General features: G+C 70.1%; 19 protein-coding genes. 14 read left to right on the top strand and 5 right to left on the bottom strand.

Annotated elements, in window-relative coordinates; translation table 11 throughout:
- Window positions 1-29 precede the first annotated feature (29 nt).
- The 4 genes from ABZ098_RS26750 (at window position 30) to ABZ098_RS26765 (ending at window position 3,412) form a co-directional block, all read left to right on the top strand.
- Entirely contained in the window at window positions 30-242 is a 213-nt protein-coding gene (locus ABZ098_RS26750) for an MbtH family protein (protein ID WP_356595245.1), read from the top strand.
- Window positions 242-1,282, top strand: coding sequence for a guanitoxin biosynthesis L-enduracididine beta-hydroxylase GntD (gntD, locus tag ABZ098_RS26755; RefSeq protein WP_356595247.1), 1,041 nt, complete (start codon window positions 242-244; stop codon window positions 1,280-1,282). The genes ABZ098_RS26750 and gntD overlap by 1 nt, the downstream gene beginning before the upstream one ends.
- Window positions 1,283-1,388: 106 nt before the next feature.
- Window positions 1,389-2,150, top strand: coding sequence for an SDR family oxidoreductase (locus tag ABZ098_RS26760; protein WP_356595249.1), 762 nt, complete (start codon window positions 1,389-1,391; stop codon window positions 2,148-2,150).
- Between the two features lie 2 nt (window positions 2,151-2,152).
- Window positions 2,153-3,412, top strand: coding sequence for a cytochrome P450 (locus tag ABZ098_RS26765; protein WP_356595251.1), 1,260 nt, complete (start codon window positions 2,153-2,155; stop codon window positions 3,410-3,412).
- A gap of 84 nt (window positions 3,413-3,496) precedes the next feature.
- On the opposite strand, the gene ABZ098_RS26770 is transcribed toward ABZ098_RS26765, so the two are convergent.
- A complete protein-coding gene (locus ABZ098_RS26770) occupies window positions 3,497-4,345 on the bottom strand; it encodes an ABC transporter permease (protein ID WP_334588463.1) in 849 nt (282 codons plus the stop codon).
- 155 nt (window positions 4,346-4,500) lie between these two features.
- Entirely contained in the window at window positions 4,501-5,496 is a 996-nt protein-coding gene (locus ABZ098_RS26775) for a helix-turn-helix transcriptional regulator (RefSeq protein ID WP_356595254.1), read from the bottom strand.
- Between the two features lie 283 nt (window positions 5,497-5,779).
- On the opposite strand from ABZ098_RS26775, the gene ABZ098_RS26780 reads away from it, so the two are divergent.
- The 4 genes from ABZ098_RS26780 to ABZ098_RS26795 all read left to right on the top strand — a co-directional run bounded on the left by ABZ098_RS26780 (window position 5,780) and on the right by ABZ098_RS26795 (window position 8,835).
- Window positions 5,780-6,436 carry a 4'-phosphopantetheinyl transferase superfamily protein gene (locus tag ABZ098_RS26780; protein WP_356595256.1) on the top strand — a complete coding sequence of 219 codons (657 nt, stop codon included), beginning with the start codon at window positions 5,780-5,782 and terminating at the stop codon, window positions 6,434-6,436.
- A 185-nt stretch (window positions 6,437-6,621) separates the two neighbouring features.
- Window positions 6,622-6,819: a hypothetical protein gene (locus ABZ098_RS26785; RefSeq protein ID WP_356595258.1), complete on the top strand. Its 198-nt coding sequence runs from the start codon at window positions 6,622-6,624 to the stop codon at window positions 6,817-6,819.
- Window positions 6,820-6,922: 103 nt separating this feature from the next.
- Window positions 6,923-7,294, top strand: coding sequence for an aspartate 1-decarboxylase (panD, locus tag ABZ098_RS26790; protein ID WP_356595260.1), 372 nt, complete (start codon window positions 6,923-6,925; stop codon window positions 7,292-7,294).
- A gap of 152 nt (window positions 7,295-7,446) precedes the next feature.
- The gene (locus tag ABZ098_RS26795) at window positions 7,447-8,835 is read left to right on the top strand and encodes a helix-turn-helix domain-containing protein (RefSeq protein ID WP_356595262.1); all 1,389 of its coding nucleotides are present in this window, start codon (window positions 7,447-7,449) and stop codon (window positions 8,833-8,835) included.
- 52 nt (window positions 8,836-8,887) lie between these two features.
- Here ABZ098_RS26795 and ABZ098_RS26800 read toward each other — a convergent pair whose 3' ends face one another.
- The gene (locus tag ABZ098_RS26800) at window positions 8,888-10,627 is read right to left on the bottom strand and encodes an acyl-CoA dehydrogenase family protein (protein ID WP_356595264.1); all 1,740 of its coding nucleotides are present in this window, start codon (window positions 10,625-10,627) and stop codon (window positions 8,888-8,890) included.
- Between the two features lie 245 nt (window positions 10,628-10,872).
- Between ABZ098_RS26800 and ABZ098_RS26805 the strand changes: the two genes are divergently transcribed.
- Window positions 10,873-11,904, top strand: a complete 1,032-nt coding sequence (locus tag ABZ098_RS26805) for a ferritin-like domain-containing protein (protein WP_356595266.1) — start codon at window positions 10,873-10,875, stop codon at window positions 11,902-11,904.
- A gap of 122 nt (window positions 11,905-12,026) precedes the next feature.
- On the opposite strand, the gene ABZ098_RS26810 is transcribed toward ABZ098_RS26805, so the two are convergent.
- On the bottom strand, window positions 12,027-13,010 hold the full coding sequence (locus ABZ098_RS26810; RefSeq protein WP_356595269.1) for an ATP-binding cassette domain-containing protein: 984 nt from the start codon (window positions 13,008-13,010) through the stop codon (window positions 12,027-12,029).
- A 302-nt stretch (window positions 13,011-13,312) separates the two neighbouring features.
- Between ABZ098_RS26810 and ABZ098_RS26815 the strand changes: the two genes are divergently transcribed.
- Both ABZ098_RS26815 and ABZ098_RS26820 read left to right on the top strand, forming a co-directional pair.
- A complete protein-coding gene (locus tag ABZ098_RS26815) occupies window positions 13,313-14,599 on the top strand; it encodes a beta-ketoacyl-[acyl-carrier-protein] synthase family protein (protein ID WP_356595272.1) in 1,287 nt (428 codons plus the stop codon).
- Window positions 14,596-14,763 carry a hypothetical protein gene (locus tag ABZ098_RS26820; protein WP_356595274.1) on the top strand — a complete coding sequence of 56 codons (168 nt, stop codon included), beginning with the start codon at window positions 14,596-14,598 and terminating at the stop codon, window positions 14,761-14,763. The genes ABZ098_RS26815 and ABZ098_RS26820 overlap by 4 nt, the downstream gene beginning before the upstream one ends.
- 102 nt (window positions 14,764-14,865) lie before the next feature.
- Here the strand turns inward: ABZ098_RS26820 and ABZ098_RS26825 are convergent, their stop codons facing one another.
- Window positions 14,866-15,213, bottom strand: a complete 348-nt coding sequence (locus ABZ098_RS26825; RefSeq protein WP_356595276.1) for an acyl carrier protein — start codon at window positions 15,211-15,213, stop codon at window positions 14,866-14,868.
- A gap of 205 nt (window positions 15,214-15,418) precedes the next feature.
- Here ABZ098_RS26825 and ABZ098_RS26830 point away from each other — a divergent pair, with 205 nt between their 5' ends.
- From ABZ098_RS26830 to ABZ098_RS26840, 3 genes are read left to right on the top strand one after another with little or no spacing between them, the layout of a single operon-like run.
- A complete protein-coding gene (locus tag ABZ098_RS26830) occupies window positions 15,419-16,180 on the top strand; it encodes an alpha/beta fold hydrolase (protein WP_356595278.1) in 762 nt (253 codons plus the stop codon).
- Window positions 16,177-16,740 (top strand): hypothetical protein, encoded by a 564-nt coding sequence (locus ABZ098_RS26835; RefSeq protein ID WP_356595280.1) that lies wholly within the window; start codon window positions 16,177-16,179, stop codon window positions 16,738-16,740. The genes ABZ098_RS26830 and ABZ098_RS26835 overlap by 4 nt, the downstream gene beginning before the upstream one ends.
- 49 nt (window positions 16,741-16,789) lie before the next feature.
- The gene (locus ABZ098_RS26840; RefSeq protein ID WP_356595612.1) at window positions 16,790-18,208 is read left to right on the top strand and encodes an aldehyde dehydrogenase family protein; all 1,419 of its coding nucleotides are present in this window, start codon (window positions 16,790-16,792) and stop codon (window positions 18,206-18,208) included.
- Window positions 18,209-18,282 lie beyond the last annotated feature (74 nt).

Below are 18,282 nucleotides of genomic sequence, written 5' to 3' on the forward strand. Positions count from 1 at the left end.
CCGGCTGTTTCACGGATGAGGAGCAAGAAGTGGCAAACCCCTTTGACGACCCCGACGCGACGTACCTGGTTCTGGTCAACGACGAGGACCAGCACTCGCTGTGGCCGTCGTTCGTCGAGGTACCGGAGGGCTGGCGTGTCGCGCACGCGGAGGCCTCCCGCCAGGCGTGCGTCGACTACATCGAGGAGAACTGGACGGACATGCGGCCCAAGAGCCTCATAGTCGCGAGCGGGGCCGCCTGATGACCGCCGCGGAAGACACCCCCGGCCTCACCGACACACCCGCCTCCTACACGCTCACGGCGGACGACATCGCGGGCCTCGAAGAACTGCTGGAGTCCCTGCGCGACACCAGTGGTGACCCGACACTCCCCGAGTTCTACGAGAGCGCGTGGCACGCCCCGGAGCGGCTCCCGGAGGGGTTGCGCAGGTTCCTTCAGGAGTTCGCCCGGGACGAGGGGTCGGCGGCCTGCCTGATCCACGGGTTCCCGACCGGCGACGAGGTCGGTCCGACCCCGGACCACTGGTCCTCGGCGATCGAGCAGAAGAGCACCCGCGACCACGACCTCTACCTCGCGCTGTGCGGCATGGTCCTGGGGGAGCCGTTCGGCTGGGCGACCCTCCAGAAGGGCCGGCTGGTGCAGAACGTGCTGCCCGTGGCGGGGGACGAGCAGTGCCAGAGCGGCTACGGGAGTTCGGCGCTGCTGGAGTTCCACACCGAGGACGGCTTCCACCCCCAGCGCTGCGACTACCTGCTCCTGCTGGGGCTGCGCAACCACGACCGGGTGCCGACCATCGTGGCCTCCGTGCGTGACGTACGGCTCGACGAGGACGACCAGCGCCTGCTGTCCGAGAAGAGGTTCCACATCTTCCCGGACGACGAGCACATCCGGCAGTTGGAGGCCCGGGACCCCAACCATCCGGCCCTGTCCAAGGCCCGGCGGATGGTGAGCGACCCGGAACCGGTGGCGGTGCTCTTCGGGGACCGGTTCTCCCCGTATCTGCGCCTGGACCGGCCGTTCATGCGGTGCGCCGGGGACGACCCGGCCTCCGAGGCCGCCCTGGACCGTCTGATGGCGGAGCTGCAGCGGGTCCAGCAGGACGTCGTGGTGGGCGCCGGCACCCTGCTGGTGGTCGACAACTACCGCGCCGTGCATGGCCGCCGCGCGTTCCGGGCCCGCTACGACGGGACCGACCGCTGGTTGAAGAAACTCACCGTGAGCCGCGATCTGCGGCGCAACCTGAGCGACTTCACCGCCGGCAGCCACCGCGTCCTCGTCTGATCGGCCTCCGATCGGACGCGGCCCGCGGGTCACCCGGTCCCTGTCAGCACGGGGCGCCGACTCGAGTCGGCGCCCCGTCACCGATTCACGGAAAGGTTCTTCCGCAATGCGCACGATTGTGGTGTCGGGTGCCTCCAGCGGCATCGGGCAAGCGGTCGCCGAACGGTTCGCCGCCGACGGGGACCGAGTCGTCAACTTCGACGTCGTCCCGCCGGTTGGACCCGGCGGGACGACCGACGGCATCCCCTGGACCAAGGTCGACGTGGCCGACTGGTCGGCCGTACGGGAGGCGGTCGACGAGGTCCACGAGCGGTACGGCTCCCTCGACGTGGTCGTCGCCAACGCCGGTATCAGCAACCGGCGCGGGGTCCTCGAACTCACCGAGGAGGACGTGCGCCGCACCATCGACGTCAACCTGATGGGAGTCCTCGCCCTGTGGCGGCACGCCGCCCCGCACATGGTGCGCCGCGGCCACGGCGTCCTGCTGGCCACGGCCTCCGTCAACGGCTCGCGCGGATATCCGCTGTACGCCGACTACAACGCGACCAAGGCCGGCGTCACCTCGCTGTGCCAGACCTTCGCGATGGAGCTGAGCCCGGTGGTCCGCACGGCCTGCGTCACCCCCGGCGCGGTCCTCACCCCGATGCAGCGCGCCGAGTACAGCGACGCCATGCTCGCCGAGGTCAACGAGCGCATCCCCGCCCGGCGCCATGCGACGCCGCGCGAGATCGCCGCCGCGTTCCACTACCTCGCCTCGCCCGAGGCGGCCTTCGTCACCGGGCAGGAGCTCGTCGTCGACGGCGGCGAGACGGCCGGCGCGACCACGGCGTTCTTCCCCGGGCACACCCCTTCCAGCGAAGGAAGCTGACGATGTACGACCTCCCCCGGCTCGGCCCGGACGACCTGCCGACGACGGATCTCGCCGATCCGCGGATCCACGCCGGGTACGACCTCACCGACGTCTGGCGCCACCTGCGCGCCGAGGAACCGGTGTACTGGCAGCCGGAGACCGCCGGGCACCCCGGCTTCTGGGTCGTCACCCGCTACGACGACGTGGCCTCGGTCTACAAGAACAAGGAGGCGTACACCTCCGAGCGGGGCAATGTCCTCGACACCCTGCTCGCGGGCGGCGACTCGGCGGCCGGGAAGATGCTCGCGGTCACCGACGGGCCCCACCACTCCGCGCTGCGCACGGTGCTGAACAAGCCGTTCTCGCCGCGGGCCCTCGAGGTGGTGGTGCGCAGCGTCCGCCGCAGCACCTGGCGCCTGCTGGAGGAGGCCGTCGAGCGGGGGGAGTGCGACTTCGCGACCGATGTGGCCGCCCACATCCCGCTCGCCGCGATCTGCGACCTGCTCGGGGTACCGGTCTGCGACCGCGGCCACATCATCGAACTCACCTCGACGGCCCTGTCGTCGACGGACGGCGCCCCTACGACTGAGAGCACCTGGACGTCCCGCAACGGGCTCCTGCTGTACTTCGCCGAACTCGCGGAGTCCCGCCGCGAGAAGCCGTACGACGACATCGTGAGCCTGCTCGTCGGGCAGGAGGTGGGCGGTCGCCCGCTGAGCCACGAGGAGATCATCTTCAACTGCTACAGCATCATCATGGGCGGCCACGAGACCACGCGGCTGGCCATGATCGGCGGGTTGCAGGCCCTGGTCGAGCACCCCGCCCAGTGGGAGGCGCTCAAGAGCGGGCAGGTCGCCACCGCCACGGCGGTCGACGAGGTCCTGCGGTGGACGACACCGGCGCTGCACGGTGGGCGCACGGCGACCCAGGACACCTTCCTGGGCGACGAGTTCATCGAGGAGGGCGACGTCGTCACGGTGTGGAACGTGTCCGCCAACCGCGACGAGCGCGTCTTCGCCGACCCCGACCGCTTCGACCTGGCGCGCACTCCGAACAAGCACCTGTCCTTCGCACACGGCCCGCACTTCTGCATCGGCGCCCACCTCGCCCGCCAGGAGATCTCGGCCGTGCTGGAGGCGCTGCGCGCGATGGTCCGCACGCCGGTGGTGACGGGCCCGCCGCAGCGCGTCTTCTCCAGCTTCCTCAGCGGCCTCGCGACGCTGCCGGTCACCCTGGAGCGGGATCCGGAGTACCGTCCGGGCGCCGGGCCGCCGGCCTGAGCGCGCACGTACGTACGGCTGTGGGGCCGGACCCAGGTGCCCGGGTCCGGCCCCACAGCCGTACGCGCGTCCACGCGCCGCCGGTCAGAGGGCGGCGGCGCGGTACTTGCGGACGGCCAGCGGCACGCACACCAACAGGATCAGCGCGGACCAGAAGAGGGACGTGGCGGCCGCGTGCCGCATCGGGAAGGACGCGGCGTCGACGCCGGTGTCGTTGCCGAAGAGGTGGCGGACCGCCTGAGCGGTGGCCGAGAGCGGGTTCCACTCGGCCACGGGGCGCAGCCAGGAGGGCAGCGTGTGGGTCGGCACGAAGACGTTGGACAGGAACGTGAGCGGGAAGATCCAGATGAACCCCGCGGTGTTCGCGGTCTCCGGCGACGACACGCTGAGCCCGAGCAGCGCGCCGATCCAGCTCATGGCGTACGCGAAGAGCAGCACCAGCGCGAAGGCGGCGAGCGTGTGGAAGGGGCCCGTGTGGACGCGCCAGCCGACGGCGAGCCCGCAGCCGGCCAGCGCGCACACCACGAGTGAGTTCTGGATCAGGCCGGCGGTGGTGCGGCCCGTCAGTACGGCGGCGCGGGCGATGGGCAGCGACCGGAAGCGGTCGATGAGCCCCTTCGCGAGGTCGTCCGCGATGCCCACCGAGGTGGTGCCGGCGGCGAAGGCCAGGGTCTGCACCATGATGCCGGGCACGATGAGTTCCCGGTAACTGGCGCCCTCGGGAACGGCGATGGCACCGCCGAACACATAGGTGAAGAGCAGGACCAGCATCACCGGCTGAAGGGCCGTGTAGACCAGCAGTTCGGGATTGCGGCTCATCCGCTGCAGATTGCGCAGGGTGAGAACCCAGCCGTCGGCGAACCAATGGCCGATGCCTGCGTACGGTTTCCTGCTCACGTCGGTCGCGGTGGTCAGGGGGCTGACGGCGCTCACGGTGCGTTCCTCTCGGCGTTCCCGGCACGGACGCGTACCAGCGCATCGTGCCGAGGAGAACGCCCCGACAACCAGGAAAGGGCACCGGCAACTTGATGCCGGGACCAGGCACGGTCCCGCCGGCGCCCGATCGGGGCAGGCCCTCGGTGCCCGGCTCAGATCCAGCCCTGCTGGGCCGCGCGCAGGCCGGCCTGGAACCGGCTGCGGGCGTCGAGCCGGCTCATCAGGTCCGAGGCGATCCGGCCCACCGTCCGCTGGGAGACCCCGAGCCGGGCCGCGACCACGGCGTCGGTGTGTCCCTCTGCGAGGAGGTTCAGCACCTCGGCCTCCTGCCGGGACAGTTCGCTGCCGTCGGGCTTCTCGACCTCCGAGCCCAGCGGTTCCGCGGTGGTCCACACCTTCTCGAAGAGGGCGCCGAGCGCCGCGGTCACCCCGGGGATCGTGATCTGGATCGCGCCACGTCTGGTGTTTTCCGGATCGACGGGAAGCAGCGCCGTTTCCCCGTCTATGAGGATCATGCGGAGGGGAAGTGTGGGCACGGTTCGCACCTGGCCGCCCAATTCGGTCAACCAGTACGCATACCGCGCTGTCGGCGGATGCGTGCGCGCACTGTCTAAATACACCGTGCGCATCGACACGCCCCTACTGATAACCTCCTTGTCCAGAGGCATACTTGCAGCAAGGCTGCTTTCCGACTGAGCTCCGCCGGGATTGAACGCAAGGCATTCGCGCGTCGCGGACCGCGCCAGTTCCACAAGGCGTTCACGGATCGCGTCCACGCCCACAAGGTTTTCGACGTGTTTCTGGTCCACCGACGGATACAGGTCGGCGAACTCGTCGAGCAGGTCGGACACCGCGGCCCGACGCAGCTCGAACTGCTCGTGCTTGGTGCGCAGTTCGGCCGCGTTGCGCAGGAGCAAGGTATGGAGTCCGAGCTGCGGATCCTCGGGGAGCACCGTGTTGCGATGTTCGTCAGGAAGCTCCACGAGTTTCAGCTCGGCCAACTGCTCTATTGTTTTCTGTATGTGACCGACCGGCTCTGACAGGTGTTCGGCTATTTCCTCGACACGCCAGCGCTTGCGACCGAGGATCACCCGATAGACCGCTTCCGCCGACTCGTCGAGCCCCAATCCGTCCAAAAAGCTACCCATGTCGCATGACTTCCCCCCGTATTCCGCCTTGTCGCTCTGTGGAGCGCCGCACCGACAAAACGTCTCTCTCATGCTCGGGGTGCGGCCCGAGTGAGTGATTTTTCGACGCGGCACGCCCAGCGAAAGGCTTGCCGCAACGACAGTTTACCCAGTAATGCCGCGGGCATACGGGTTGAGCTGGACCGATGGGTAACTTCAAAGAATCGGCAATGACTTGACCAAGAACATTGACGCGGCGCAAGGGAGTTTGCTTGGAGGTCTGTTCCCCTCGAGCGTCGAGGCTGTGGACGACTTCGGCGACTCCGGCCCGGCCGCGGCGATGGCGCTGTATCCCGAAGAGGCCCGTCTGATAAAGCAAGTCCTGGCGGAAAGGCGCCACGAGTTCACCACCGTGCGCGGCTGCGCCCGGCTGGCCCTGACCGCCCTCGGACTGCCCGCCGCGCCGCTGCTGCCCGGCCATCGGGGCGCGCCCCGATGGCCGGAAGGAGCCGTCGGCAGCATGACCCACTGCCAGGGGTACCGGGCCGCCGCGGTGGGCCACGCATTCCGCTTCCGGGCGCTGGGCATCGATGCCGAGCCCGACGAGCCGCTGCCCCGAGCCGTCGCCGCCAAGGTGGTGTCCCCCGAGGAGCGGGCGCGACTGACGCGGATGACCAGCCACGATGCGACCGTCGCCTGGGACCGGCTCCTCTTCTGCGTCAAGGAGACCGTCTACAAGGTCTGGTCCCCGCTGGCCGGCAGCTGGCTCGGTTACGAGGACGCCGACGTCCGGTTGCGACCGGACGGCACCTTCACCGCGCGGATCCTGGTGCCCGCGCGGACGGCCGAGGGCGTACGACTGGAGGGTCTGGAGACCCTGACGGGCCGCTGGCGCGCCGCCCGCGGCCTGCTGCTGAGCGCCATCGCGCTGCCGAACCCAGCAGGTCCGCACGGAGAGTGACGGTCCACCGGACGCTTCTTACCCTCCTTTCACCTTGTGGCGCACTTATGACAGCCGGTATTTCCTGCCACGGAATTCACTTCCGATTCGGCCACGCATTCGAGCAAGATTCAGGTCGGGGGATCGCGGGGGAGAATCGCGACGGCCTCGACCAGTCCATTGAATGTTCAACGGGGAGTGGAGTCGTGTTCAAAACAGCCAGAGTCGTCGGTGCCATGGCAGGCATCATGCTGCTTTCCCTGGCAGCGTTTGGGGGAACCGCTCAGGCCGATTCATCGTCCGGCGTCGAGATCACCTGCCGCACGGACGGCGGCGGGGGAAGCTCGGACTCACTGGGCTGGGACCTGGTGCCCATGTGTGTGATTTCCGGTCGGCTCGGCTGACCGCTTTCATCCAGCGCCACGGGGGGCGGGGACGCAGTTCCTGGACGCGGCCTGCCCTCCGTGTGCTTCGTCGCCATCGACAGCCCACTGAAGGAGCCGGACCATGCAGCGCACCATGCTCAAGTCGAAGATCCACAGAGCCACCGTCACCGAGGCCGACCTCAACTACGTGGGCTCGCTGACGCTCGATCCGATCCTCATGGACGAGGCCGACCTGCTGCCGGGCGAGCTCGTCCACATCGTCGACGTGAACAACGGCGCCCGTCTCGAAACCTATGTGATCGAGGGCGAGCGGGGGTCCGGAGTGGTGTGCATCAACGGGGCCGCGGCCCGGCTGGTCCACCCGGGAGACATCGTCATCATCATCGGATACGCCACGGTGGACGACGCGGAAGCCGCCAAGCTCGAACCGCGCGTGGTCTTCGTGAACAGCGAGAACGACATCGTCAAGGTGGGCAACGACCCCGCCGCGTAGCAGGTGAGCGACCCCCGCGGGCGGGTGAGCGGCGGGGAGACGGAGCGTCCGACAGGGGGGCGGGGTCACGGCCCCGCTCCCCCTCGGCGTTGACCACGTGTGTGACTTGACTGAAGCAAAGTGTTGGACGGCATGGGGGAGGGGTTCATTCCATGGTGCACTCCGCTGACCTGGGAATGGTCGAGCTGATGGATGTCCGTCAGATCTGCGAGTACCTGATCGGACGGCGCAGGGCGGTCGGCTGGACACAGGAGGAGCTGGCCGAGCGCTCGGGGGTGAGCGTACGCACCATCCGCAATCTGGAGACGGGCGCCAACACCAATCCCCGCCGGACGTCGGTCGAGCTGCTGCTGAAGGCGTTCGGCACGACGCTGTCCTCGCTGTCGCAGTCGGGCCTGTCCACCGGCGGCGGCGCGCCGCCCCAGGTCTGGATCCCCGCGCAGCGCGGCGACCGGGACCGGGGTGCGGACACCGTCGACCCCGCCCGATGGCGCGGCACCCGCCCCCCGCTCGACGCCTTCGTGGGCAGGGAGAGCGACCTGCGCCATGCGGTCGGCACCGCCCGGCGCAGCCGGCTGCTGGTGCTCACGGGGCCGGGTGGGGTGGGCAAGACGCGCCTCGCGCTCGCGGCCGCCTCCCGTCTGCAACCGCTGTTCCGGGACGGTGTCGTGGTCGTCGACCTCACCGCCTGCCCCGGCGAGCAGCAGGGCGCCGCCCAGGCCTACGAGACGGTGCGCTCCGCCGTGCTGCGCGAGACCGGCCTGGCGCACACCGGGTCCGGCGACGCGGAGGGGCAGTTGCTCGTCGTCCTGGACAGCGCGGAGCACGTGGTGGGGGCCGTGTCCCGGCTCACCCGGGAGCTCATGGAGTACCACCCCCGGCCGCACTTCGTCGTCACCTCCCGCCGGCCGCTGACCGCTCCCTCCGCCGACACCTGGGAGGTGGAGCCGCTGGCCACGGAGGCCGCGGAGGACGACGGCATGCCCGCGGCCGTCGAGCTGTTCCTGCGCCGGGTCGGCTCGGGTGTGCCCACCCTGGACCTGAGCGGCCGGCTGCCCCTGGTGTCGGCACTGTGCGCGCGCCTCGACGGACTGCCGCTGTCGATCGAACTGGCCGCGCGCCGGGTCCGGTCGGTGCCGGCCGAGCTGCTGGTGAGCGCGGAGTCGTCGCTGCACCTGCTGGACCGGATCGACACCGGCGGACTGTCCCGGCACCGGACACTGACCGACAGCATGCGCTGGAGCCTGGAGCCGCTCACCTCCGAGCAGTGGCTGATACTCCGTCACATCACCGCCATACGCGGGGTGTTCACGGCGGAGGAGGTGCTGCGCGGCCACCGGGTGGACGACGAGGGCGAACCGGGGCGTGTCATCGGCCTGCTCGGTGAACTCGCCGACGCCTCGCTCGTACGCATCCGCCGCGGGCGCCGCTACGAGTACGAGACCTACTCGCTCGTCCGCGAGTACCTCACCGCCCTGCGGGAGGACGAGCTGTGCCGGGAGCTCGAACCGGACGGCCTGCTGATGCCGGAGGCGTCGTAGGGTGCGCGGCGGTGCCCGGGTCCGTGGCGGACCCGGGCACCGCCGTTCGCGTTCAACGGCCCGCGGCCTCCTTGAAGAACCCGACCGAGAAGCGGTACGGGGTCTTCAGGCTCTCGTCCATCGCGTACTCGATCTCCGGCAGATAGGCCGACGCGAGCTCCGTGGCAGGCTCCAGCCGCTGGAGCAGCCGCTGCAGAACGAGGATCAGCCAGCCGGTGGTCGACGGCGCGCCGTGCACGGGGCGGAAGGTGTGGAGCCACGTGTAGAGGCAGGACGCGGCCGCGTGATGCACGCAGTGCTCGGCCGCGTCGTCCTGGCCCGCCACCGACGCGGCGTCGGAAGGCGCGGCCGCCAGGCGGGTGTAGAACGCGGCTCGGCGGGAGCCGAACGCGTCCAGCACCTTCGCCAGATCGGCGGCCTCGGCCGGTTCCAGACACTCCGCGGCGATCCGGGCCGTCTCCGCCACCGCGTCGTTCCAGCCGCGCGTGATCTCGTCCTCGACGGCGTTCGTCAGTTGCAGGACGTGGCGCGCGGGCTGCCAGGCGGGGGCCTCCGCGCTCCAGTCGAAGAGGGCCTCCAGAACTCCTTCGCCCCCGCTCTGCGCGTTCTGCGCGTGCGGCGCCAGGTTGGGCAACTGTGCCGCGATGTTGTGCAGGTTGACGTGGGTCGTGCCCTCGAAGATGCTCGCGATGGCGTGATCGCGCTGGAGCTTCTGGAAGACCCCGGAGGCGACCCCCTCACGCAGATAGCTGCGGGCCCCCAGCACCCGCGCCATGTCCTGGATCACCTCCTCGCCGATCACCGGGACCAGGTACTTGACCACGGACGACCACATGCTCAGCCGGGACGGCGCCACCGACAGTGCCCGGGCGATTGGCAGCGCGGTGCACTCGGCGATCAGCAGGTCGAGGTGCGCGTGGACGAGGTGCCGGCGGATGACGGGCAACCGGTAGATCTCGGCGCCGTACAGGGAGCGCTCGTGCGCGTACTGGAGGCCGATGCGCAGGACGGAGTCCATGGTCCCGATCGACAGCGCGCCGATCGCGGTACGGGTGATCTGCAGCGCCTTGAGCACTTCGATCAGACCGGCGCCGTTGCGCCCGAGCACCGCGCCGCGCGGGACCCGGGCGCCGTCGAAGACGATGCCGCTCAGGTCGTGCCCGCGCAGACCGGCCGTCCGCACGAACGGGTGGTTGCTCCAACTGCCCGGCTCCAGCTGCTCCTTGTCGACCAGGAGCAAGGTCTGGCCGCGGCCCTCCACCGTGGCGAAGACCGTCACGAAGCGGCCGCGGGTGGCGTTGCCGACCGGCCACTTCTCACCGGTGAGCACGAACGTGTCGCCCTCGGCGAGCGCCGTCGTCGCGTTGCCCTGCAGATCACTTCCGTGGTCGGGCTCCGACACCGCGAAGCAGGCGAGTTCACCGGCGAGCAGCCCGTCGGCCACCCGCTTGCGCTGCTCCTCGTCGCCCCACAGCCAGACCGGGTTGACACCCAGCAGCGCGGAACCGAACATCACCGCGACCGTCAGGTTCCGGCGGGCGAGCGAGCGCGTCAGGACGAAGACCTCTTCGAGGTTGTTCAGCCGGCCGCCGAACTCCCGCGGCACCAGGAACTGCGGGAACCCCCACTCCCGGGCCAGCTCCGCCGCGCCCGGCGGCAGTTCCTCCCGCTCCTCGTGGGCCACGATCGACGCGAAGCTGAACGGGCCGTCGCCCTCCATCGGGTCGCCCAGCGTGCGTTCCAGATCCGCGACGAGTTCATGAGTCGGCCGATTGTTCGCTGCCTGCGCCATAGGGGCATCTCCTGAATTACGGGGAATGTGGTTCGCCGACATCGGCCATGCCGTTCGGTTTACCGGCCATGTTCGCGTGCGCGCGGACGGCGATTCCAGGCAGGGCACCGGCAACTGAGGCTGCCGTGAAGTTGCCCGGCCTGTACCTGGCTGACCGGACACGGAAAACCGGAAAGTGAGCCTGGCGCGAACTGAGTCGTCCTGTCTGCTGCTGGGCAGCGGCAGGGAAAGGGGACCCCACATCGATGGCTGATATATCCCGCCGTGAGCCGGAATCCGAGACGGATCCGACTCTCGTCACCCTGGAGCAGACCAGGTCGGATCTCATGGAGGTGGACGCATCGATCCGAGCCTGCCTCAACTGGGACTACGGCGAGCGAGACAACCGTATCTGGAGCCTTTATCAGAAGAACAAGAAATCCCAGTGGGACGCCGAGACCACCATCGACTGGGATTACGACGTCCGGTTCGGCGCCCCTCTCGACGACGCGTACAGCGCGGGCGTGGCCACCTTCGTGGTGGGCAACGAGAGCCCGGTGCCGAAGGAGCTCCTGAACGAGTTCCGCTGGCAGTACCAGGCGTGGATGGTGAGCCAGTTCCTGCACGGTGAACAGGGCGCCCTGGTCACCACCGCCCGGCTCGTCGAGACGGTCCCCGACATGGAGTCGAAGATCTACGCGGCCTCCCAGGTCGCGGACGAGGCCCGGCACGTGGAGGCGTACGCCAAGTACATCGACGAGAAACTCGGCGAGTCCTACGTCATCAACCCGGGTCTCAAGGCCCTGCTGCGGGACCTGCTCGCGGAGTCCAACTGGGACGTCGTCTATCTGGGGATGCAGGTCATCGTCGAGGGGCTGGCCCTGGCCGCGACCCGGCTCGCGGGCAGCGGTTTCGGCGACCCCATCATCACCTCGATCACCAAGATGATCGCCCGGGACGAGGCACGGCACGTCGGGTTCGGCTCGGTCGCGCTCGCGGGCCTGTACGACGGGATGACCTCCAAGGAACTCGACGAGCGGGAGAAGTTCCTGCTGGAGGCGGTCCATCTGATGTCCCGGCGCTTCCTGCTCCGCGAGGTCTGGGAGCGCATGGAGCTCGACGTGGAGAAGGGGGTGAAGTTCGCGCAGACGGACCCGATGATGTTCGGTTACCGGCAGCTCCTCTTCCAGCAGGTCATCCATCTGCTGCGGCAGCTGGGGCTGCTCACCCCGAAGCTCAGGGATCTGTTCCTGACGGAGAACCTGGCGCGGCCCGAGGCGTTCCGCAACCTCGCCTGAGCCCGGTCCTCGACGCACGAGGAAAGGAACCGGGGTCCGTGTCGGCGCACTCCCCGCCGATACGGACCCCGGTTCCTTTCCTTGTGCGGATGCCGAGCGCGTACCGACCCGGCCGGGACGCCTCACACGTCGGCCGGCACCAGGTCGTCCCTCGCGGCCGCCTCGCCGGCGCCGGTGAGGCTGAGGAAGACGTCGTCCAGCGTCGGCCGGGACAGCCCGGCGTCCTCCAGGGCGATCCCCGCGTCCTCCAGCAGCCGCAGTGCGCGGGCCAGCGTCGGAGTGCCGCCGTGCACGGCGACGACCACCTCGCGGCTGCGCTCGACGTACTCGGCGGGGCGCGCACCGAGCCCGGTGAGCACCTCGGCGGCCTCGGGCAGCCGCTGCGGATCACGGACCACCAGGCGGATCCGCTCCCCGCCGGTCTGCCGCTTCAGCTCGTCGGCGGTGCCGCGTGCGATCACCTTCCCGCCGTCCACGACGGCGATGGAGTCGGCGAGCCGGTCAGCCTCCTCCAGGTACTGCGTGGTGAGCAGCACGGTGGTCCCGTCCCGCACCAGGTCCCCGATGACCTCCCACATGTTGATCCGGCTGCTCGGGTCGAGGCCGGTGGTGGGTTCGTCGAGGAACAGCACGGGCGGCGCCGCGACCAGGGACGCGGCCAGGTCCAGCCTGCGGCGCATGCCTCCGGAGTACGTCCGAGCCGGGCGGTCGGCGGAGCCGGTGAGCGTGAAGCGGTCCAGCAGTTCGGCGGCCCTGGCCTGCGCGGCCTTCCGCCCCAGGTGGTAGAGGCGCCCCACCATGACGAGATTCTCACGGCCGGTCAGGGTCTCGTCCACGGCCGCGTACTGGCCGGACAGTCCGATGATGCCGCGCACCTCGTCGGGCTGGGTGGTGACATCCCGGCCCAGGACGGTGGCACGGCCCGCGTCCACCTTGAGCAGGCTGGTCAGCACACGCACCGTGGTCGTCTTGCCCGCGCCGTTGGGCCCGAGCAGCCCGAGCAGCGTGCCGGCGGGCACTTCGAGATCCAGGCCGTCCAGGGCTCGTACCGGTGTCCTGCCCTGGTACGTCTTGACCAGGCCCTCCGCACGGATGGCTGGAGTCATAGGTGTCTTCCTCGGTGTCTTCCTCGCGGATGGGAATTCCATGATTGGCGTGGCCGAGTGGAACGCGGAATGGATGCGGCCGTAATTGCTGACGGGTTGCCGCAATGTTGCCGCTGACGGTTCGACGGCATCGACCCATTTGCCGGAACCGATACCTGTCCCGCGTATCGGCGCACGGTCATGATGCGAGATGATCGGATGGCAGCCGACCCATGACGAGATTCAAGAAGATTCTCCACGGGGCGCCCTGTCCAGCCAGATTCATTTCCCATCGCATTCACCGAACGGCTGGGGGACTTCTTATGTCTGCGACCGAACGGGCCCGCGTCGACGACGTGGTCGTCACCGGACTGGGCGCCACGACACCGCTCGGCGGGGACGTGAAGTCCAGCTGGGCCGCACTGCTCAACGGCCGCCGGGTGGCCGTGCGCCTCGACAACAACTGGCCCGAGGATCTGCCGGTCCGCATCGCGGCGCGCGCCGCCACGGACCCCGACGCCGTACTGGACCGCATAGAACTGCGCCGACTCGACCGGGCCAGCCAGTTCGCGTTGATCGCCGTCCGGGAGGCCTGGGCGGACGCCGGCTTCTTCGGCCGGGCCGGGGAGACCGGCCAGCCGGACGCGGAACGCGTGGGGGTCGTCCTCGGCAGCGGCATCGGCGGGCTGGGCACTCTCGTCGACGGCTACGAGCAGATGCGCGCCCAGGGAGCCCGGCACCTGTCGCCCCACACCATGCCGAAGATGATGATCAACGGCTCCGCCGGGCAGGTCGGTCTGGAGATCAACGCGCGGGCCGGGGTGCACGCCCCCACTTCCGCCTGCGCGGCCGGCGCCGAGGCCATCGCCGCGGGCCTGGACATGATCCGGCTCGGCCGCGCCGACGTCGTGGCCGTCGGAGGCACCGAGGCGATCATCCATCCTCTGACCGTCGCGGCGTTCACCAGCATGAAGGCGATGTCACGCAGGAACGACGACCCCGAGCACGCCTCCCGCCCCTACGACACGCAGCGCGACGGTTTCGTCATGGGCGAGGGCGCCGCCGTCCTGATCCTCGAGTCGGCACGGCACGCGCGGGCCCGAGGAGCCCACGTCCACGCCGAGTTGGCCGGGGCGGGCATCAGCGCCGACGGCCACCACATCGTGGCGCCCGAGCCGGGCGGCCGGGGCGCGTCCGCCGCCCTGCGCAAGGCGCTGGCCGACGCGGACCTGACTCCGCGGGACATCGCCCACGTCAACGCGCACGCCACCTCGACCCCGCAGGGCGACTTCGCCGAGAGCCTGGCGATCCGCTCCGTCCTCGGCGACGACGGAGGCGCGGACGCCGGCTACGCGGTCTCCGCGATCAAGTCGACCGCGGGTCATCTCATGGGCGCCTCGGGGGCGTTGGCGGCACTCGTCAGCGTGCTGGCGCTCCGTGACAGGACGGCGCCGCCGACGATGAACATCGAGCACCTCGACCCGCGGATCGGCCTCGACGTCGTACGAGACCAGCCGCGGGCCCTGCCCAGGGGCGCCCTCGCGGGCGTGAGCAACTCGGCGGGCTTCGGCGGCCACAACGTCGTCCTCGCCTTCCGGGGCCAGGCGTGAGCGCCGCGGAGGGCACCGCGCCCCGGGAGACGTCCGGCGACCTGGACCTGGGGAACCTGGCGTGCGCGTGGGAGCTGACGCGGGCCGTGCTGCTCCCCTGGACGGGGGCGGCGGGCCATGCGCCGACGCCGAAGCCCGTGACAGGGGAGCGGGCGGCCGAGTAGCGCGTACGAGGGCACAAGCACGGTGGCGCCGACGGGGAACAACCACCCGTCGGCGCCACCGCCGTGTTCCGTGCCGTATACGCTCCGCGGCCGGCGTCGGCCTCAGCCCTGGGCCGGCCAGGACGCTCCGTAGCGCGCGCAGATGGAGTTCACCTCGAAGGCGTCCGGCAGCGAGATGGAGCCGTCCTCCACGTGGCCGCCGATCAGGCGGACGATGTCCTCGACCCGCTCCAGGGACATCGCGACCTCGGGGGTCATCGCCTCCAGCTTGAACAGGTCCTCGATGGTGAAGCCGAGCTCGGCCAGCGCCAGCGAGTGGAAGCCGAGGTCTCCGATCAGGCGGAGGTCGGGGGTGACCTTGTCGACCTTCTGCGGAGCGACCAGGCGAACGAGCGTGCAGACCAGGTCGGGAATCTCCGCCGGACTCACCACGACATCGGTTTCGGACATGTGCGAGCTCTCTTTCTGACGACGTGCGAGCCGGGTGTCGAGGCTCGGCGTGCGTCATCGTGCCGGGGCGCGGTCCCCGCTCACCAGGCAAGCCGACCGGCAAGCGGACACCTGCCCGCGCGCGGCCTGCCCGGCGCCAATTGCCGCCAGGCTGCCGGAGATCCTGCCTGGTCCCGGCCCTCGGCGGCGGGACACCATGCCCGGCATGGAGAACCGCTGGATCACAGGGCGCCTCACGGCGGGTGCGCCGCGCGTACGTCTGATCTGCCTGCCGCAGGCGGGAGGGGGCGCCGGCGCCTTCTCCAGCTGGCGCGCGCACCTGCCCGAGGGCGTCGAACTGGCGCCGGTGGAACTGCCGGGCCGCGGCACCCGCGAGGCCGACCCGATGCCGGCCCGGTTCGACGACCTGGTGGACGCCCTGTACGACGGACTCCTGCCCGAACTGGACGTGCCCTACGTCCTGTTCGGTCACAGCTTCGGCGGCGCCCTCGCCTACGAGCTCACGCTCCGCGTCGAGGAGCGGGGCGCGCCGGTGCCCCTCGCCACCCTGGTCTCCGCCTCGCGCGCTCCGCAGACACCCCCCACGGGCACCATCTCGGACGCCCCCGACAAGGAGCTGCTGGCGTGGCTGGTGAACAGCGACGGGCTGCCCCGTGAACTGCTGAAGTACCCGGACTATGTGGCCTATTTGCTGCGCACGATACGCACCGACATAGCTTTCGCCGAACGGTATCTTGTAAGCGATCCAAGACCGGTGCGCACCCCGTTGCACGCGCTCTGCGGTGAGGAGGACCAGGTCGTCACCGCCGAGCAGGTCCGGCACTGGAAGGAGTGCGCGGCGGGCGACCATTCCTTCACGGTCATGCCGGGCGGTCACTCCTATCACCAGACGCACGCCCCCCAACTGATGGAATTCGTGCGGGAGATCCTGCCGGCCGGCGGGACCCCCGAGGAGGAACGACCGTGACCGACCCCCACACCCTGCACGCCGGGCTGTCTCTGGCGGGCGAGCTCGCCGCGAAGGACGACGGCAGCAACTTCACCACCTACTTCAACACCCTCCTCATCGTCGGCATCACGACGATCATCGTCATACGCCAGTTCACCGCCCAGCAGGTCACGAACCGCATGTTCTTCTGGGTGGCCGTGCTCATCGTCCGCGGCTGCGTTCCGCCGGGACCCGCGGAGATGAAGCCGGCGAGCATCGCCCTGCTCGTCCTGTCCCTGCTCGCCTCGGTCGCCTTCGGCCTCTGGCGCGGAGCGGCCTTCCCCATGTGGCGGGACGCCGAAGGACGCGTCTTCCGCAAGGGCGACCGGCGGATCCTCTTCCTGTGGCTCCTGACCGTGGCCACGCGGCTGGTCTTCGGCGGCATCGGAGCCGTCGCGTTCCACGAACCCTTCAACGCCGACGCGCTCTGGCTCGGCATGGGCGTCACGCTCGCCGTGCAGCACGTGGTCATGACGCGCCGCAAGGCGGGCGCACCGCTGCGCGTCACGGACGGCGGAGCGGTACCGGCGGCCCGATGAGGGACTTCGCGAGGAACCGGGCGAGGGACGGGAACCGGACGCGATGAAGGTGTACGAGCACCACGGGATGTACACGGCCGGAGCGTGGCGGCCGGCGGCCACGGATGAGTCGACCGACGTGGTGAACCCGGCCGACGAGCGTGTCATCGCCACGGTGCCGGCCGGCACCGGCCACGACGTCGACGCCGCCGTCGCCGCCGCGCGGACGGCGCTCCCCGGCTGGGCCAGGACAGCCCCGGCCGAGCGGGCGGCGGCCCTGACCGCCCTGGGGCGCGAACTGCGGGCGCGTGTCAAAGAGTTCGCCGAAACGATCACAGCGGAGCTCGGGTCCCCGCTGGCACTGAGCCGGCTGGCGCACGTCCGCACCCCGCTCGCCGTCCTCGACTCCTACGCGGAGCTGGCCGCCCAGCACCCCTTCGAGGAGCGGATCGGCCGTTCCACGGTCCTGCTGGAGCCGGTCGGCGTGGTCGGCGCGATCACGCCGTGGAACTATCCGCTGCACCAGATGGTGTCCAAGGTGGCGCCCGCCCTCGCCGCAGGCTGCACGATCGTCGTCAAACCGGCGGAGGAGACCCCGCTCACCGCCCGGCTGCTGGCCGAGTGCGTGGCCGCCGCGGGACTGCCGCCCGGCGTCTTCAACCTGGTCACAGGGGTGGGCGAGGTGGCGGGCCGGGCCCTGGCAGAACATCCTGACGTGGGCATGGTGTCCTTCACGGGCTCCACCGCCGTCGGCAAGGAGGTCGCCGCGCACGCCGCCCGCACGATCAGGCGCGTCGCCCTGGAACTCGGCGGCAAGTCCCCGAACGTGATCCTGCCGAGTGCGGACCACACCACGGCCGTCCGCACCGGCGTCACCAACGTCTTCACCAACTCCGGCCAGACGTGCAGCGCCTGGACCCGCATGCTGGTCCACCGCAGCCGGTACGAGGAGGCCGTCGCGCTGGCCGTCGACGCCGCCGCCGCGTACGCCCCGGGCGACCCTCTGGACCCCGCGACCCGCATGGGCCCGCTGGTCAGCGCCCGTCAACGCGCCCGCGTACGCGACTGCGTACGACGCGGAATCAAGGAGGGCGCACGCCTGGTCACCGGCGGACCCGAGGCGCCCGAGGGCCTGCCACGGGGCTACTTCGTACGCCCCACGATCTTCGCCGACGTCACCCCGGACATGTACGTCGCCCAGGAGGAGATCTTCGGCCCTGTTCTCTCGATCATGAAGTACGAGGACGAGGACGACGCCGTACGCATGGCAAACCACTCCGTGTACGGGCTCTCCGGCGCGGTGTGGTCAGCCGAAACGCCCGAAGCGGTGGCCTTCGCCCGCCGCCTGAACACAGGCCAGGTGGACATCAACGGCGCTCGCTTCAATCCCCTGGCCCCCTTCGGCGGCTGGAAGCAGTCCGGCATCGGCCGCGAACTGGGCCGACACGGCCTGATGGAGTACCTCCAGACGAAATCACTGCAACTGTGAAGCGGAGGCGCCGGGCCCGTTGCTCGGGCACCCCCTGACGGAAGCCGCCCAGGAGAAACCACGTGCACAAAATG

Source organism: Streptomyces sp. NPDC006335 (assembly GCF_040612795.1).
Taxonomy (GTDB): Bacteria; Actinomycetota; Actinomycetes; order Streptomycetales; family Streptomycetaceae; genus Streptomyces.

Bases quoted from the DNA above. Each gene is read 5' to 3' on its own strand.
- gntD (WP_356595247.1), top strand. From the start codon at position 242: ATGACCGCCGCGGAAGACACCCCCGGCCTCACCGACACACCCGCCTCC.
- ABZ098_RS26760 (WP_356595249.1), top strand. From the start codon at position 1,389: ATGCGCACGATTGTGGTGTCGGGTGCCTCCAGCGGCATCGGGCAAGCG.
- ABZ098_RS26765 (WP_356595251.1), top strand. From the start codon at position 2,153: ATGTACGACCTCCCCCGGCTCGGCCCGGACGACCTGCCGACGACGGAT.
- ABZ098_RS26775 (WP_356595254.1), bottom strand. From the start codon at position 5,496: ATGGGTAGCTTTTTGGACGGATTGGGGCTCGACGAGTCGGCGGAAGCG.
- panD (WP_356595260.1), top strand. From the start codon at position 6,923: ATGCAGCGCACCATGCTCAAGTCGAAGATCCACAGAGCCACCGTCACC.
- ABZ098_RS26795 (WP_356595262.1), top strand. From the start codon at position 7,447: ATGGTGCACTCCGCTGACCTGGGAATGGTCGAGCTGATGGATGTCCGT.
- ABZ098_RS26800 (WP_356595264.1), bottom strand. From the start codon at position 10,627: ATGGCGCAGGCAGCGAACAATCGGCCGACTCATGAACTCGTCGCGGAT.
- ABZ098_RS26805 (WP_356595266.1), top strand. From the start codon at position 10,873: ATGGCTGATATATCCCGCCGTGAGCCGGAATCCGAGACGGATCCGACT.
- ABZ098_RS26810 (WP_356595269.1), bottom strand. From the start codon at position 13,010: ATGACTCCAGCCATCCGTGCGGAGGGCCTGGTCAAGACGTACCAGGGC.
- ABZ098_RS26815 (WP_356595272.1), top strand. From the start codon at position 13,313: ATGTCTGCGACCGAACGGGCCCGCGTCGACGACGTGGTCGTCACCGGA.
- ABZ098_RS26825 (WP_356595276.1), bottom strand. From the start codon at position 15,213: ATGTCCGAAACCGATGTCGTGGTGAGTCCGGCGGAGATTCCCGACCTG.
- ABZ098_RS26830 (WP_356595278.1), top strand. From the start codon at position 15,419: ATGGAGAACCGCTGGATCACAGGGCGCCTCACGGCGGGTGCGCCGCGC.